Genomic DNA, 16,258 nt, shown 5'->3' with positions numbered 1-16,258 from the left:
CGTATAGATTTCCGCACGGGCTCTCCGCTGCGGCATCCGCCGGAAGGAACCGAATGATCGCCGTCGATCTCCCCATCGCCACCCAGCTCGCACGCGAGGCCCTCGCGGAGTACGGCATGGATCCCGCCACCGACCTCACTCTGCTCAAGCAGCGCGAGAACTTCGTCTTCTCGCTCAGCGACGGGGGCACCGACTACGTGCTGCGGGTGCACCGCCAGGGCTACCACACCGACGACGAGCTCGGCTGCGAACTCGACTTCGTGCGCGCCCTCCACGGCGAGGGCGTCGCCGTGCCCAACTTCGTCACGGCCCGCGACGGCCGCGGTTTCTGCGTCGTCGGCCGCGACCACGCTGCGGGCCCCCACCAGGTCGACCTGCAGCACCTCATCCCGAACCACGGCAACTTCGGCGATGAGCGCACCGCGGTCGACGGCAGCGCCGACCTCGACGCCGCCGACTTCGCCGAGCTCGGCCGACTGGCCGCCGAGGTGCACCGCGCCACCGAGCAGTCCGGCTACACGATGGCCGTGCCGCGCGACGACTGGGATCTCGAGGGGCTCGTCGGCGCCGAGCCCGCCTGGGGCGACCCGCTGCGCATCGATGAGCTGCGGGGCGAGGATCGCGAAGCCGTGGTCGCGGCGATCGAGCGCATCCGCGAGGTGCTCGGCGCCTACGGCACCCCCGCGCACCGCTTCGGCCCGATCCACGCCGATCTCACGCCCGAGAACGTGCTGCGCACCCGCGACGGCCTCGTGCTGATCGACTTCGACGACTTCGCCGCCGGCTGGCACCTCTTCGATCTCGCGACCGCGCTCTACTTCTTCACGCCGCACCCCCGCTACACCGAGTACCGCGACGCGCTCTTCGCCGGGTACGAGGCCGTGCGTCCGCTCGACGAGGCCGACCACGACGTGTTCCCCGCGATCCTGCTCGCCCGCGGGCTCACCTACCTCGGATGGGCGGCCGACCGCCGCGGCGAACCCACCGCCGAGTGGCACGCCACGACGGTGCTGCCCAACATCGTCCGCCTCTCCCGCGAGCTCATCGCGTAGCCCATGCCCCGCCGAGTTCCTGCGACTCCCCCGTCGCCCAGGATGACGCAAACACAGACCCAGGAGAACCCCATGACTTCCAACGCCGAACTCATCGAGCGCCGCAACCGCACCATCGGCCCCTACTCGCCCCTCTTCTACAACGAGCCGCTGCAGTTCGTGTCGGCGAAGGGCGTCTGGTTCACCGAGGCGTCGGGCGACCGCTACCTCGACGGCTACAACAACGTGCCCCACGTGGGCCACTGCAACGACCGCGTCGTGTCCGCGCTCGCCGAGCAGGCCGCGACGCTCAACGTGCACACCCGCTACCTCAACGAGCGCGTGGTCGACTACTCGGAGCGCCTGCTCACGACATTCGACCAGGGCCTCGATCGGATCTTCTTCGGCAATTCGGGATCCGAGGCCAATGAACTCGCGATCCGCATCTCGCGCCAGCTCACCGGCAACACGGGCATGATCGTGTCCGACTACAGCTACCACGGCACGACCATCACGCTCGCCGGTCTCACGACGGGGCTCAAGACCGCGACGCCGCTGGACCCGAACGTGCGAGCGCTGCGGATCCCGGATCTCGATCGCGACCCGCGCCCCGAGGCCGAGGTGCTCGCTGAGACCCTCGCATCGCTCGACGCCTCGATCGCGTCGCTGCAGGAGGCCGGCTACGGCGTGGCCGCGTGCCTCTTCGACCCGCTGTTCTCGACGGAGGGCATGCCCCGCCTGCCCGAAGGCCTGATCGAGGGCATCGCCTCGCGCATCAAGGCGGCCGGCGGCATGGTCATCGCCGACGAGGTGCAGAGCGGCTTCGGCCGCACGGGAACGCACATGTGGGGGCACCAGTACGCCGGGCTCGACGCCGATCTCGTGACCATGGGCAAGCCGATGGGCAACGGACACCCGATGTCGGCGGTCGTCACGAGCGAGGCCGTGCTCGACGCCTTCGGCTCGACCAACGAGTTCTTCAACACCTTCGCGGGCAACCCGGTCTCGGCCGCGGTCGGCGAGGCCGTGCTCATCGAGATGGAGCAGGAGCAGCTGATGGCGCGGGCGAAGACCCTCGGCGAGGAGGCCGCAGCGCGTTTCCGCGGCTTCGCGGAGCAGTACGACTTCGTGCGCTCGGCGAAGGGCGTCGGCATGTTCCTCGGGCTCGACTTCGCGATCGACGGTGAGCCCGCGCCCCAGCTCGCCAAGCAGGTCGTCGAGGCGATGAAGGCGCGCAAGGTGCTCATCTCCCGGATCGGCCGCGACGAGAGCGTGCTCAAGGTGCGCCCCCCGCTCGCGTTCGGCGAGGCCGAGCTGCCCATCCTGCTGGATGCGCTCGAAGAGTCCCTCTCCGAGGTTTAGCGGGTATCCTCTCCGCAAGGTGTTGCATCGACGACGTTGCATCATGAGAAAGGTGAACGACATGCCTACTGCAGAACAGCAGCACGTGTCTCGCGCAGATTCCCGACCGACTCAGGTCGAAAGTCTCGGCGTGTTCCGCCGTATCGTCTCGCGCTCGTTCGTGCCGCTCGAGGTCAGCGCCGAACGCACCGACCCGTTCGCCGCGCGGCTCTGCTCGGCCGACGCCGACGACGTGGTCTTCACCGAGATCGCGGCGAAGCCGCACCTCGTCGAGCGCACCCCCGAGACGATCGCGAACGGCGGCAGCGGGTACTACAAGGTGAGTCTACTGCTCTCGGGCAGCAGCATCCTGGTGCAGGACGGCAGGGAGCTCGTGATGCGACCGGGCGACCTCTCGGTGTACGACACCTCGCGCCCCTACTCCCTGCTGTTCGGCGAGGATTTCCGCAACCTCATCATGATGTTCCCGAAGGATCGGCTCGAACTGCCGAGCGCCTTCACGGATCAGCTGACCGCGGTCTCGCTCAGCCAGGAGCATCGCGGGATCGCGCCGGTCATCACGGCGTTCCTCTCGCAGTTCCCGGCGCAGCTCGCGCATCTCTCGGATCCGATCCGCGCGAAGCTCGCGCACACGAGCCTCGACCTCATGGGAACGCTGTTCTCGAGCATCCTCGACGCCGAACCGGGCCAGCGCGACCCGCACCAGGTCCTGCTGCAGAAGATCTACAGCTACATCGACCTGCACCTGTCGTCGCCCGATCTCTCCCCCGGCAGCATCGCCGCCGCGCACTACATCTCGACCCGCCACCTGCACTCGCTGTTCAGGCAGGCCGAGACCACGGTCTCGACGTGGATCCGCGAGCGCCGTCTCGAGCGCTGCCGCGCCGACCTACTCGATCCCGTGCTCAGCGATCGGACGGTCTCGGCCATCGCCGCCCGCTGGGGCTTCACCGACGCTGCCCACTTCAGCCGCGTGTTCAAGTCGGCGTACGGGGTCTCGCCGAGCGACCTGCGCCGCGCCTGAGGCGCGGTCCTCACCCGTCGCCCTGCGCCCAGGCGCAGGGCGACGAACGTGCGCAGAAAGACGGGTGCGCACACCCGATCGCAACCTACTCGTAACACTCGTTGACCGGTAGCGCACGACCGTTGTCGGAGGCGGTGATCGCCGCCCTCGGCGGACGCCCGTCTGTCTACAGTGGTAACACTTCCGGGTTCCGCGGCGCTTGCAGCCCGGTCCGCACTTCATCAAAGGAGACGAAGCAGATGACAGAAGCAGAGATCGCAGAGTTCACGGAAGAGCGTCGCGGCGTCGACGAGTGGGCCACCTACGACGAGTTCGCGGCGGGCATCGACACGTATCGTCTGCCGAACGTGTCGCTCGAGGGCCGCGAGCTCTCGCTCACCCTCGATGACGGTAGTTCGCTCTCGCTCGCCTTCGGCTCGGACACCGCGAGGTGGAGCGCGAGCGGCACCATCGCCGAGGCCGACGCGACCGATCCCTACGACGCCGTGCAGGTTCGGAAGGACGTGTTCTTCCTGAACCTGCCCCTGGAATCGCGGGATCGCGAGGCCGTCACCGTGGTCTGGTCCGAGCGCACCGGCCGAGCCATCGTCACCCACTCGCACATCGACGCCGAGCGCGTCGAGGGCGAGCCCCAGGTGAAGCAGGATTTCCACGCCGCCACGATCGACGGCGCCGATGCGATCGGTGATGAGCCGGGCGAATCGCGCGACCTCATCGGCATGCGCAACCTCTACCGCTACAGCCCCGAGCACCTCTACGAGCACGTCTACATGTCGACGGAGCGCTACGCCTGGCAGAACCTGCAGGGCGTGCAGCGCGGCCACGGCGACATGGACCTGTCGACCGTATGGAAGCTGGACGACGGTCTCTACCTCTTCTGCTTCCGGGAGTTCCGCATCTCGGTCGCGAGTGTGTGGTTGCACGACCTGGGCTACAACCTCATGACCACGGGCATCTTCCTGGGCATCAACGGCGACGGCGAATCGGAGCACTCCCGAGCGGGCGGCCACATCTACCCGCTCGGCACCGTCAAGTACCCCGACGCGCAGCCGGTCTGATCGCACTTTCTTCTTGCAGCACCCCTTCATCCATCCGAGAGGACACACCATGAAATCACGCATCCTGGGCGCTGCCGCGCTGACCGCGGCAGCAGCACTCGTGCTGAGCGGCTGCGCGGGCAGCGAGGGCGGTGACGGCGGGCCGATCAAGCTCGGCTCCGTCAACACCATCAGCGGTCCCGCCACCTTCCCCGAGGCGTCCGAGGCTGCGGCCGCCGTCTTCGACAAGGTCAACGCCGAGGGCGGCATCAACGGCCGCCAGATCGAGTACAAGGTCACCGACGACAAGGCCGACCCGGCCACCGCCACGGCCTCTGCGCGAGAGCTGGTCGGCAGCGACGAGGTCGTCGCGCTCGTCGGCGGCGCCTCGCTGCTCGACTGCGAGATCAACGCGAAGTACTACGAGCAGGAGGACGTGCGCTCGATCCAGGGCATCGGCGTCGACCCCGGCTGCTTCAACTCGCCGAACATCGGCGCGGCGAACATCGGCCCGTTCAACGACACCACGCTCACGATGCTCTACGGCTCCGAAGAGCTCGGCCTCGAGAACCTCTGCGTGCTGACCAGCGTCATCGGCTCCACCGGCCCCGCCTACCAGGCCGGCGTCGACCGCTGGAGCGAGATCACCGGCAAGGAGCCCCTGTACGTCGACGACACCGTGCCCTACGGCGGCGCCGACTACACCCCCTACGTCGTGAAGGCGAGGGAGGCCGGCTGCGACGGCATCGTCACCAACAACGTCGAGCCAGACGCGATCGGCATGATCAAGGCCGCGAACCAGCAGGGCTGGGACGACGTCACCTTCCTGATGCTCACCTCGGTGTACAGCGAGAGCTTCGCCAAGGCGATCGACAACAGCGCGGCCGGCGTCTACGTGCCCGCGGAGTTCTACCCCTTCACCGAGGACAGCGAGGTCAACGCCGACTGGAAGTCGCTGATGGAGGAGAACGACATCACGCTCACCTCGTTCAGCCAGGGCGGCTACCTTGCCGCGACCTTCATGGTCGAGGTGCTCGAGGGCATCGACGGCGACATCACCCGCGAGAGCGTCAACGAGGCGCTCAAGAACATGGATCCGATCGAGACCCCCATGCTCGCCTACCCCTACCAGTTCGACAAGATGGCTGCCCAGGACTACGAGCCGGGCGGCTGGCCCGTCACCCTGCAGTCGGGCACCAACACCTGGGAGAAGGCCGCTGAGGACTGGCTGATGATCCCCGCCAAGTAAGACCTCTCCGGTCTTCTACCCGGTGCGGCGGAGGGACCCCCTCCGCCACACCGGGTACCTCCGTTTCAGATATCGAAGGATTCCCATGCTTCTCAGTTCCCACCACTCACCGGGGAGGCGATCGTGAACGGCGGAGCCCTGCTGCAGGGCGCGCTCTCGGGCCTCGCCGCCGGTGGCGTGTACGCGGTGTTCGCGGTCACGCTCACGCTCATGTCGCGCCTCGTGCGCGTCGTCAATTTCGCCCAGGCGGCGACCGGTATGTTCGCCGCGTTCGTCGCGGTGTGGTTCGCCAGCAAGTTGGGCATGCCCGTCTGGCTCGCCACCATCGCCGGCATCCTGGTCGGCGCGCTGCTCTCGGCTCTCATCGGCTGGATCGCCGCCACCTGGCTGTCCGAGGCCGACCTGTCCACGCGATCCGCGATGACGGTGGGCCCCTTCCTGCTGCTGATGTCGCTCTCCTACATCCTCTTCGGCAACAAGCCGCAGCCCTTCGCTCCGATCTTCAACGGGCCGGCATTCAGCATCGCCGGGGTCGTGGTGAGCTGGGTCACGGTCATCACCGTGACGCTCGCGATCCTCGTCGCCGTCGCCGCAGCACTGGTGCTGCGCAAGACGACCATCGGCACGAAGCTCCGCGCACTCTCCGACCGCCCCACCACGGCGGAGCTCATCGGCATCTCGTCGAAGCCCCTGGCCATCGGGGTGTGGGCGGTGACCGGCGCGATCAGCGCCGTCACGATCCTCATCATCGCTCCGACCCAGTCGAACGACGCGGTGACGCTCTCGATGCTCATCATCCCCGCCGCCGCGGCCGCCCTGCTCGGCGGGTTCAAGCGGCTCGACCTCGCGGTCGTGGGCGGCCTGCTGCTCGGACTGATCAACGGCATGGTCGCCCAGGTCAACGAGCTCGCGCTGGTGCGCAACTTCGTGCCGCTCATCTTCATCGTCATCCTGCTGCTGTGGTCGCAGCGAAAGGAGGTGTGGGATGCTGCTCGCTAATCGGCGCCTGCGCACTGTCCTGCCCATCGCCATCGCGGTCATCGGCCTCGGCATCGGCTGGGCCCTGAGCGTCGGGCTCTCCGGCTACGTCGTCTACCTCGCCATCAGCATGGTCACCGCGACGATCTCGCTGCTCGGTCTCGGCATCGTCACGGGTTCGGCCGGCATCATCGCGCTCTGCCAGCTCACGTTCAGCGCCATCGGAGCGTGGGTCGTCACCTTCCTCAATCAGAACGAGGCTCCCGGCGGGTTCATCGTGTGGCTGCTCGCCGGAGCGGTCGTCGCCGCGGTCGCCGGCATCCTGCTCGGCCTGCCCGCGCTGCGTCTGCGCGGCGTCAACCTGGCGGTCGTCACCCTCGGCGCCGCAGCGGCGGTGGACGTGCTGCTCGTGCAGACCCAGTTCCCCGGTCAGAAGGAGGGCCTCTCGGTCGAGCGGCCCGGGCTCTTCTCGAGCGATCGCGAGTACTTCTTCTTCTCGATCATCGTGCTGGTCGTCTGCACCTACCTCGTGTTCCTCGTGCAGCGCAGCCGGGTCGGCAGCAGCTGGAAGGCCGTCGCCTTCTCCGAGCGCGGCACGGCCGCGGTCGGCCAGAGCGTGCGCATGGCGAAGCTGTCGGCGTTCGCCGTCAGCGCGGCTCTCGGCGGTGTCTCGGGCGGCCTGCTCGCCGGTCAGGTCGGGATCCCCTACGCCTCGAGCTTCACGCCCATCATGTCGCTCGCGCTCTACATCCTCGCGGTGATGAGCGGCGCCTACCTCATCGATATGGCCATCTTCGGCGGTGTGCTCTGGGTGCTCGTGCCCGAGCTGCTGAAGCGCTGGGGCGTGCCCCAGGACTGGGGCTTCGTCATCTTCGGTCTGCTCGGCATCCAGGCGATCACGGGCGGCTCGAATCTGGGCGAGGTGATCCGCGGTGGGTTCCGCAAGCGGGCGAAGAAACGGCAGGCCGCGCAGGCCGAGGCCGTCGCGAGCGATGTCGGCACGACCGCGCTCGACGTCTTCGCCGTACCCGAGGCGACCGAACCGATCCCGGAGAACGCCGCCCCGGTGCTCGAGGTGCGCAGCCTCGGCGTGCAGTTCGGCAGCCTCAAGGCCAACGACGACGTGTCCCTGCAGGTGAAGCCGCGCTCCATCATGGGTCTCATCGGGCCGAACGGCGCCGGCAAGTCGACCTTCGTCGATGCGGTCAGCGGCTTCCTGCCCCAGCACACGGGCACGGTGCTGCTCGACGGCGAGGACATCACGCGGCTCTCGCCGGTGGCCCGCGCCCGCAAGGGTCTGCGCCGCACGTTCCAGCAGGATCGCGTGCCGCCCCAGCTGTCGGTCGAGGCCTACGTGCGGTTCGTCGCGCGCAAGAGCCTCGATCACGACGAGCTGGCCGACGCCCTCGCGTTCCTCGGCTGCCCTCCCCCGGAGGAGCAGCTGGCGAACGTCGACGTGGGCACGCGCCGTCTCATCGAGGTGGCGGCCGCAGTGCTGTCGGGCCCGCGCGTGCTGATCCTCGACGAGCCGGCGGCCGGTCTCTCGCACGAGGAGCACCTGCAGTTCGGCCACCGGCTCACCCGGATCCCGTCGCGCTTCGACACGGCGATCGTGGTCATCGAGCACGATCTCGACCTCGTGCGCTCCGTGTGCACCGAACTCACCGTGCTCGACTTCGGAAAGGTGCTCGCCCAGGGCCCGACCCGCGAGGTGCTCGACGACCCGGCCGTGATCGCGGCCTACATGGGAGATGCGGAGATGACGCAATGAACGAACTGCAACTGAGCGGTGTGACCGTTCGCCGCGGGGCCGGACCGGTCGTCTCCGATGTCGACCTCACCGTGCGGGAGGGCAGGATCCTCGCGCTCGTCGGCCCGAACGGCGCAGGCAAGACGAGCCTGCTCGAGTCGGTGTCGGGTGTGATCGGCCACGCGGCGGGCGACATCACCGTCGACGGCGAGTCGATCGCGAAGTGGAACCGCGTGCAGCGCTCGCGGGCCGGCATCGCGCACATCGAGCAGGGGCGCGCGATCTTCCCGTCGCTCACGGTGCGCGAGAACCTGCTGCTGACCGCGAAGAACGATGCCGGCGTGCAGGAGGTGCTGCAGTCGTTCCCCGAGCTCGAGAAGCGCATCGACTCGCAGGCCGTGCTGCTGTCGGGCGGCGAGCAGCAGATGGTGGTGCTCGCCCGCGCGTTCGCGTCGAAGCCGCGCTTCCTGCTGATCGACGAGATGTCGCTCGGACTCGCGCCCGTCGTGTTCATGCGCCTGCTGCCCCTCATACAGCAGATCGCGGCGTCTGGCGTGGGCGTGCTGCTCGTCGAGCAGTTCACGCACCTCGCGCTCGGCATCGCCGATGAGGCGATGGTCGTCGCGAGCGGCCGGGTGAGCCACCCGCAGGGGTCGGCGAAGGCGCTCGAGGAGGATCCCGAGCTGCTGCGCCAGGCATACCTGGGCGGGTAGCCCGCGCATTCACGCCGAAAGGCGGGTTTCGCATCTCTGGCCGCGGTCGGAGATGCGAAACCCGCCTTTCGCGCTTATTCGTGATGACGGGGGGCGCCGGGAGGCCCGCTACGCCCGCCACTCCCGCTCGTAGACCGTCTCGCCGCCGAAGAGGGTGAGGTCGACGCGCAGCTCGGTGAGTCGCTCGGGCTCGACGGACCTCGGATCGCGGTCGAGCACCACGAGGTCGGCGACCTTGCCGGGCTCGAGCGATCCGCGCCACTGCTCCGCGAAGCTCTGCTTCGCCGCGTTCGTCGTGTACGCCCGCAGCGCGGTCTCGAGGTCGACGCACTGCTCGGGGCCCGAGACCCTGCCCGTGGCCTTCGAACGACGGGTCATCATACCGGCGACGCCCGCGAGCCAGTCGGGCGCCGTCACCGGCGCATCCGAGCTGGCGCAGAAGGTCGCGCCCGATTCCGCCGCGGATCGGGTGGGCCACTGGCGCGCAGAGAGCTCCTCGCCCACCACGGCGTCCATGAGGTCGGTGATCTGCGCCTTGATGCCGGGGTTCATGTTGACGCCGTAGCCGCGCTCGCCGAGCTGCGCGAGGCGCTCGTCGGAGATGAAGTCCCCGTGGATCACGTAGTGCCTGGCGTCGTCGCGGGGGTGCTCGTCGTTCGCGGCGACGAAGGCGGCGACGGTGATGTCGATGCCGTGATCGCCCGTCACGTGCACGCCGGCCTGCAGTCCCATACGATGCACCGTTGCGATCGCGCGGCGCAGCTCGGCCTCCTGCAGCGGCTCCGAGGCGCCGTGCACGCAGAGCGCGCCGTGGCCCTGCGACGGCCCGTAGGGTTCGTACATGTAGGCGGTCTCATTCGGCGGCACCCCGTCGGCGAACAGCTTGACCCCGATCACGTTCACGAGTCGCGGGTCGACGTCGCCGAGCCCCGCCTGCTGCTCGCGCACGCGCGGCTCGAGGCGATCCGCCGTCTCCCCCATCGCGAGCGGCAGCAGCAGCACCGAGACCCGCGCGGTCAGTTCCCCGCTCGCGACCAGCTCCTCGTAGGCGCGGATGGCGTCGCCGCCGAGCGCGCCGCCGAGTACGCCCTCGCCTCCCGGGCCGAGCCCGGGTTCCGTGTAGGCCGTGATCCCGCGAGCGTTGAGCCGGCGCACGGCGTCGGCGATGGCCCGCTTGCGGGTCTCGTAATCGGGGCGAGGGATGATCGACTGCACGAGATCCTGCGCTCCCTCACGCAGGATGCCGGTGGCCTCGCCGCTCTCATCGCGGTCGATCACCCCGCCCGCGGGCGCGACGGTGTCGCGATCGATGCCGGCGAGGCGCAGCGCGGCGCTGTTGACGAGCACCATGTGGCCGGAGAAATCGGTGAGGCAGACGGGATGCTCCGGCGAGACGCCGTCGATGTCGGAGCGGTGCGGGATCGCGCGTTCGCCGTCGAGGCACTCGCTCAGATAGCCGACATCCCAGCCCTGACCGACGATCCACTCTCCCGGCGGCGCGGTCTCCGCCGCCCCGCGCACGGTCTCAGCGATCTCGGCGATCGAGCGCACGGCCGGGAACGACAGGTCGAGCGAGTACGGCGGGCTGCCGATCCCCCACGCCGCGGCGTGCAGGTGGGAGTCGTCGATGCCGGGCAGCACGGCCCGCCCCGCGAGCTCGATCACTCGAGTGTCGGGCCCGATCGCCTCGGCGACCTCCTCGTCGGAGCCCGTGGCGAGCACCTCGCCGCCGCGCAGGGCGATCGCCTGCGTGACGGTGAAGGCCTCGTCGAGGGTGTAGACGCTGCCTCCGCGCAGCACGAGATCGGCAGTCTCCATGGTGTTCCCTCCGGTCAGTCGGTTTCGATGAGGATCGGCGCGGGATCCGCGTCGCTCACATCCCGGCGTGCTCGAACGCGAGCGTCGGGAGGTCGACGATGTGCGCGCCGCCGTCGGCCATGATCACGGCCCCGGTGATGTACGACGACTCGTTCGAGCCGAGGAAGCGCACGACCGATGCGATCTCGTCGGGCTCGCCGACGCGCTTGAGCGGGACGTCGCGGGTGACACGGCCGTACGCCTCGTCACGGCTGGCGATCTCGGGTACGTGCCCCATGAACTCGTCCATCTCGGCGTCGGCCATCGGCGTGCGGGTCCAGCCGGGGCAGACCGCGTTCACCCGCACGCCGTGCACGCCGTAGTCGCGGGCCAGGGAGCGGGTGAGGCCGATGAGCGCGTGCTTCGTCGTGGTGTACCCGGCGACCTTCGGGCCGGCGAAGACGCCCGCGAGCGAGGAGATCACCACGATCTGACCGCGGCTCTCGATGAGCGCCGGCAGGGCTTCGCGCGACATCGTGAACGCGGTCGTCAGGTTCACCTTGATCGACGATTCCCAGGTATCGTCGTCGGTCTCGCCGACCGCGTTGAAGCCGTGGCCGCCCGCGTTCGCGACGAGCACGTCGATGCGGCCGAACTTGTCGACGATCTGCGCGACTGCGGCGCGAGCCGATTCGCCGTCGGCCGCGTCGGCGGCGATCGCGGTGCCGCCCAGCTTCGCCGCGACGTCCTCGATCGGGCCGATCCTGCGTCCGATGAGCACGACGTGGGCGCCCTCGCCCGCGTAGCGCTCGGCGATCGCGGCTCCGATGCCGGTGCCGCCGCCCGTGATGACGACCACTCGCCCCTGAACGCCGTCGTTCTTGTCTGCCATTGAGGTTCCTTTCGCCGGAGGCCTGTTCCGCGGATCGCCATGACCCGTCCACTCACATCTTCTCGGCTCCGGGCGCCTCCGGGGAGGGTGTGGGCACTCGCAGCGCAGCACTCTTCCCGCAGAGTCAACTGCTCGACTGTCCAAATGCCAAGCCGCTTGGGATACTGAGGGGAACTCCCCAACGTTCACCACGACGAGGATGATTTTCAATGACGCAAGCCGCAGGCCGCCAGCATCGACCCGACGCCACCCACACCCACGGCAAGCGAGTGACCACTCCTGAGACGGTCGAGCACCCGCTCGACCCGCTCACCGGCGACGAGATCGCCGAAGCGCGGCGGATCCTCGCGGACGCGGGGCACTTCACCGGGCACACGCGAGTGCCGCGCATGCTGCCCGTCGATCCGCCCAAGGCCGACCTCGCGGCGTGGCAGCCGGGAGATGCGCTCGACCGCCGCATCAGGGTGACGCTGCTCGATCGCAGCACCGGCGTCGCCTCCGAGGCGATCGTCGCTGTGACGCGCGGCGAGATCGACAGCCTGCGGGTGCTGCCGAACGGCGAGGCGCCCTACGGTCAGCCGCAGTACCTCTTCGAGGAGTACGAGGATGCGGCCGCGATCGTGAAGGCCTCCTCGGAGTGGCAGGCCGCTATGAAGCGCCGCGGCCTCGAGGACCGCATGGAGCTCGCATTCTGCTCCCCGCTCGCGCCCGGCTTCTTCGGCCGTGAGGACGAGGTCGGCAAGCGGATCGTGCGCTCGCACACCTACCTGCGCGACTCCGAGACCGACAGCCCGTGGGCGCACCCGGTCGAGGGCCTCGTGGTGCACGTCGACCTCACCGAGCGCCGGGTGATCCGCATCGACGACGAGGGCGACATCCCCGTGCCCGAGGCGCACGGCAACTACACGCTCGACGTGCAGGGCCCGGCCCGCACGAGCCTCAAGCCCATCGAGATCACGCAGCCGGAGGGGCCGTCGTTCTCGGTCGACGGCAGCCTCGTACAGTGGGAGAACTGGAAGTTCAGGGTCGGATTCACGCAGCAGGAGGGTCTGGTGCTGAACCAGATCAGCTTCCGCGACGGCGACGAGGATCGCTCGGTCGCGCACCGAGCGAGCGTGCCCGAGATGGTGGTGCCCTACGGCGACACCTCGGTGAGCCGCTACTGGATCAGCTACTTCGACGCCGGCGAGTACCTGCTCGGCAAGAACGCGAACTCCCTCGCGCTCGGCTGCGACTGCCTCGGCGTGATCCACTACTTCGACGCGTTCGTGCCCGACGACCGCGGCAACCCCGTGAGCATCCCCCAGGCGATCTGCATGCACGAGGAGGACTACGGGATCCTCTGGAAGCACACCGACCTCGACGGCAACGCCGAGGTGCGCCGCAGCCGCCGCCTCGTAGTCAGCTACTTCGCCACCATCGGCAACTACGACTACGGCTTCTTCTGGTACTTCTACCTCGACGGCTCGATCCAGGTCGAGGCGAAAGCCACCGGCATCGTATTCGCGGGCGCGGGGGTCCCGGGCAGTGAGGACGCGCACCGCACCGAGATCGCGCCCGGCATCTTCACCCCCGTGCACCAGCACCTCTTCTGCGCCCGCATCGATGCCGCCATCGACGGCGAGGACAACACGCTGCACGAGGTCGAGGCGGTGCAGATCCCGACCGGCCCCGACAACCCCTACGGCAACGCCTTCACCTGGTCGGACACGCAGCTGAGGAGCGAGCAGGAGGCGCAGCGGATCGCCAACGGCCTCACCGGCCGGGTGTGGGAGGTGCGGTCCGCGCACCGCAAGAACCACGTGGGCAAGCCGACCTCGTACTGGCTGATCCCCGAGGGCAAGATGCTGCTCGCGGCGCAGCCCGAATCGACGGTGCACGGGCGCGCCAACTTCGCCACGAAGCACCTGTGGGGCACCCGGTACGATCCCGAAGAGCTCTACCCGGCCGGCTTCTACCCCAACGCCCACGCGCCCGGGGCCGGGCTGCCCGAGTGGACGAAGGCCGACCGCTCGCTCGACGGCGAGGACATCGTGCTGTGGCACGTCTTCGGCCCCACCCACATCCCGCGCACCGAGGATTGGCCGATCATGCCCGTCGATTACTCGGGCTTCTGGTTCAAGCCGCACGGCTTCCTCGACCGGAACCCCGCGATGGATCTCGCCTCCGACGCGCGCGCCGGGGGCGGCGCGTGCGCCTCGGACGGCGCGGGATCCGGCTGCTGCGCGGGATCCGGCTGCGGATGCTGCGCGGGCGAGACCTGCCGCTGCGGCAACGAGCGCTGCGCCTGCGGCAAGTAGCCCGTTTTCAACTCACCACACCCCACGAACGGAGTCAACGATGACCACACAGCCCGATCTGATCCTCACCAACGGCCGCGTCTACACGGTCGATCCGGCGAACCCGCGCGCCGAGGCGATCGCGGTAGCGGGAGGACGGATCGTCGCGGTCGGATCGGCCGATGAGGTCGGCGCACTGGCGGGCCCTGATACCGAGGTGCGCGATCTCGCCGGGGCCTTCCTCATGCCGGGGCTCGCAGATGTGCACAACCACTTCTTCCTCGCAGGCAAGGAGGAGCTGTTCGAGCTGCGCGTGCCGATCGGGGCCCACCTCGACGGGATCCTCGAGGCGGTGCGCACCCACGCCGCGGAACTGCCGGCGGACGCCTGGGTGGTCGGCGGCCCCTGGGCGAGCGACCGCCTGAACGAGGTGAACACGGCCGACGCGCTCGCGCAGCTCGACGAGGCTGCGGGCGGGCGCCCGGTGATGCTCTCCGACGACTCCCACCACAACCGCTGGGTCAGCACCCGGGCGATGGAGATCGCCGGGATCGAGGCCGGGCAGCCCGGTGTGGTGCTCGATGCCGACGGCCGGCCCACGGGCGTGCTGCTCGAGGCCGCGGGGCTGCCCGTCGCGAAGGCGCAGCAGGCGGCGGGCGGGCTCGAGCCCGAGCAGGAACGGCGCGCGGCGCAGCGCGGCGTGGAGATCCTGAACTCCTTCGGAGTGACCGCGTTCCAGGACGCGGGCGTCTCGAACCACATCATGGAGGCGCTGCGCTCGCTCGACGCGGCAGGCGAGCTCGACGCCTGGGTGATCTCGTCGATGCTCATCAACGACGACATCTTCGGCTTCACCGAGATCGGTGACGGCCTCGTGTTCAACGGCGAGCAGTACCGCACCGAGCACCACCGCCCCGACTTCGTGAAGATCTTCCTCGACGGCGTGCCGCCGACTCGCACGGGCGCGTTCCTGGAGCCCTACCTCCCCGACGACGTGCACGGCGACCATCACCACGGTGAGACCCTGCTGAAGCCCGAGGAGCTCACCGACTGGCTGCGCCGCGTCGCGAAAGCCGGCCTCTCGGCGAAGATCCACTGCACGGGCGACGCCTCGGTGCACGAGGTGCTGAACGCCGTCGAGACGCTGCGCGGCGAGGGCATCACCGAGACCCGCTACCATATCGCCCACGGCCAGTTCGTGCACCCGGACGACATCGAGCGCTTCGCGAAGCTGGGCGTCGACGCCGACATCTGCCCCTTCATCTGGGTGCCGGGTCCGATCGTCGAGGCGATCCGCGAGGTGCTGCCGCGCGAGCGCGCGGACAAGATGCAGCCGAACCGTGCGCTGCTCGACGCCGGCGCCATCGTCGCGGGCGGATCCGACTGGCCCGTCGCGGCCTCGCCCAACGCGTGGGAGGGGATCCACGGCCTCGTCACCCGCGAGGACCCGAACGGCCAGTACCCCGGTACGCTCTGGCCGGAGCAGGCGATCACCCTCGAGGAGGCGATCTCCGCGTTCACGATCGGGGCCGTCACCGCGATGGGACTCGCCTCGGAGACGGGCTCGCTCGAGGTCGGCAAGTCGGCCGACTTCGTGCTGCTCGATCGGGACCCGTTCGAGCACCCCGCGAAGGAGCTCGTGCAGACCACCGTCGTGGAGACCTGGTTCACCGGTCGACGCGTGTACGCCCGCGACTGATCCGGCGCTGCCGCCGAACCGCCATAGTTTCAAGGAGAACCCCATGCACAAGCTCACCGTGCTCTACCCCGAGCCCGCCGACCGCGCCGCGTTCAGGGACTACTACCTGAGCACTCACCTGCCGCTCTGCGCCAAGCTCCCCGGAGTGCAGGAGATCACCTATTCGCTCGACATCTGCGAGCCCGGCGAGGGCCCCTACTACGGCATCTTCCAGGCCACGTTCGCCGACGAAGCGGCGCTCGGCGCGGCGCTCGCCTCCCCTGAGGGGCGGGCGGTCGAGGCCGACGTGCCGAACTACGCCACGGGCGGCGCGGTCGTGTTCCCGTTCGCGGTGGAGACGCTGCCGCTCGGCTGAGGCTGCCGCTGATCCGCCCTGCCCTCACCCCGCCCTGCCCCGCCCGCTCCCGCCCGCCCCTCGCGAGCCGTCCCATTTATTGCGAGCCGGCC

The 16,258-nt window shown here is 69.3% G+C and carries 13 protein-coding genes; 11 read left to right on the top strand and 2 right to left on the bottom strand.

From position 1 onward, the window contains the following. The first annotated feature begins 53 nt into the window (after window positions 1–53). The 8 genes from KVY00_RS14220 (at window position 54) to KVY00_RS14185 (ending at window position 9,144) form a co-directional block, all read left to right on the top strand. Window positions 54–1,052, top strand: coding sequence for a phosphotransferase enzyme family protein (locus KVY00_RS14220; protein WP_223043520.1), 999 nt, complete (start codon window positions 54–56; stop codon window positions 1,050–1,052). Between the two features lie 72 nt (window positions 1,053–1,124). Beyond that, window positions 1,125–2,393, top strand: a complete 1,269-nt coding sequence (locus tag KVY00_RS14215) for an aspartate aminotransferase family protein (RefSeq protein WP_223043519.1) — start codon at window positions 1,125–1,127, stop codon at window positions 2,391–2,393. Between the two features lie 61 nt (window positions 2,394–2,454). Further along, window positions 2,455–3,417, top strand: coding sequence for an AraC-like ligand-binding domain-containing protein (locus KVY00_RS14210; RefSeq protein WP_223043518.1), 963 nt, complete (start codon window positions 2,455–2,457; stop codon window positions 3,415–3,417). Between the two features lie 239 nt (window positions 3,418–3,656). Then, window positions 3,657–4,475, top strand: coding sequence for a MoaF C-terminal domain-containing protein (locus KVY00_RS14205; RefSeq protein ID WP_223043517.1), 819 nt, complete (start codon window positions 3,657–3,659; stop codon window positions 4,473–4,475). 49 nt (window positions 4,476–4,524) lie between these two features. Continuing rightward, complete coding sequence (locus KVY00_RS14200; RefSeq protein ID WP_223043516.1) at window positions 4,525–5,703, top strand: ABC transporter substrate-binding protein; 1,179 nt, start codon at window positions 4,525–4,527, stop codon at window positions 5,701–5,703. A 123-nt stretch (window positions 5,704–5,826) separates the two neighbouring features. Then, window positions 5,827–6,702 (top strand): branched-chain amino acid ABC transporter permease, encoded by an 876-nt coding sequence (locus KVY00_RS14195; RefSeq protein ID WP_223043515.1) that lies wholly within the window; start codon window positions 5,827–5,829, stop codon window positions 6,700–6,702. Then, the gene (locus KVY00_RS14190) at window positions 6,689–8,452 is read left to right on the top strand and encodes a branched-chain amino acid ABC transporter ATP-binding protein/permease (protein ID WP_223043514.1); all 1,764 of its coding nucleotides are present in this window, start codon (window positions 6,689–6,691) and stop codon (window positions 8,450–8,452) included. Before KVY00_RS14195 ends, KVY00_RS14190 begins: the two co-directional genes overlap by 14 nt. After that, on the top strand, window positions 8,449–9,144 hold the full coding sequence (locus KVY00_RS14185; RefSeq protein WP_223043513.1) for an ABC transporter ATP-binding protein: 696 nt from the start codon (window positions 8,449–8,451) through the stop codon (window positions 9,142–9,144). Before KVY00_RS14190 ends, KVY00_RS14185 begins: the two co-directional genes overlap by 4 nt. Before the next feature lie 108 nt (window positions 9,145–9,252). On the opposite strand, the gene KVY00_RS14180 is transcribed toward KVY00_RS14185, so the two are convergent. Together KVY00_RS14180 and KVY00_RS14175 are read right to left on the bottom strand one after the other, a co-directional pair. Then, complete coding sequence (locus KVY00_RS14180) at window positions 9,253–10,962, bottom strand: amidohydrolase (protein ID WP_223043512.1); 1,710 nt, start codon at window positions 10,960–10,962, stop codon at window positions 9,253–9,255. Between the two features lie 55 nt (window positions 10,963–11,017). Further along, a complete protein-coding gene (locus KVY00_RS14175; RefSeq protein ID WP_223043511.1) occupies window positions 11,018–11,833 on the bottom strand; it encodes an SDR family NAD(P)-dependent oxidoreductase in 816 nt (271 codons plus the stop codon). 209 nt (window positions 11,834–12,042) lie between these two features. Between KVY00_RS14175 and KVY00_RS14170 the strand changes: the two genes are divergently transcribed. From KVY00_RS14170 to KVY00_RS14160, 3 genes are read left to right on the top strand one after another with little or no spacing between them, the layout of a single operon-like run. Continuing rightward, window positions 12,043–14,133 (top strand): primary-amine oxidase, encoded by a 2,091-nt coding sequence (locus KVY00_RS14170; RefSeq protein ID WP_223043510.1) that lies wholly within the window; start codon window positions 12,043–12,045, stop codon window positions 14,131–14,133. 40 nt (window positions 14,134–14,173) lie between these two features. Continuing rightward, a complete protein-coding gene (locus KVY00_RS14165; RefSeq protein WP_223043509.1) occupies window positions 14,174–15,811 on the top strand; it encodes an amidohydrolase in 1,638 nt (545 codons plus the stop codon). Window positions 15,812–15,854: 43 nt separating this feature from the next. Beyond that, on the top strand, window positions 15,855–16,166 hold the full coding sequence (locus tag KVY00_RS14160; RefSeq protein ID WP_223043508.1) for an EthD family reductase: 312 nt from the start codon (window positions 15,855–15,857) through the stop codon (window positions 16,164–16,166). The last annotated feature ends 92 nt before the right edge of the window (window positions 16,167–16,258 follow it).

The sequence above is a fragment of the Leucobacter tenebrionis genome, from assembly GCF_019884725.1.
Classification (GTDB): domain Bacteria; phylum Actinomycetota; class Actinomycetes; order Actinomycetales; family Microbacteriaceae; genus Leucobacter; species Leucobacter tenebrionis.
The sequence above is the reverse complement of the archived record's forward strand: the minus strand, read 5'-3'. Positions and strand labels throughout refer to the sequence as shown.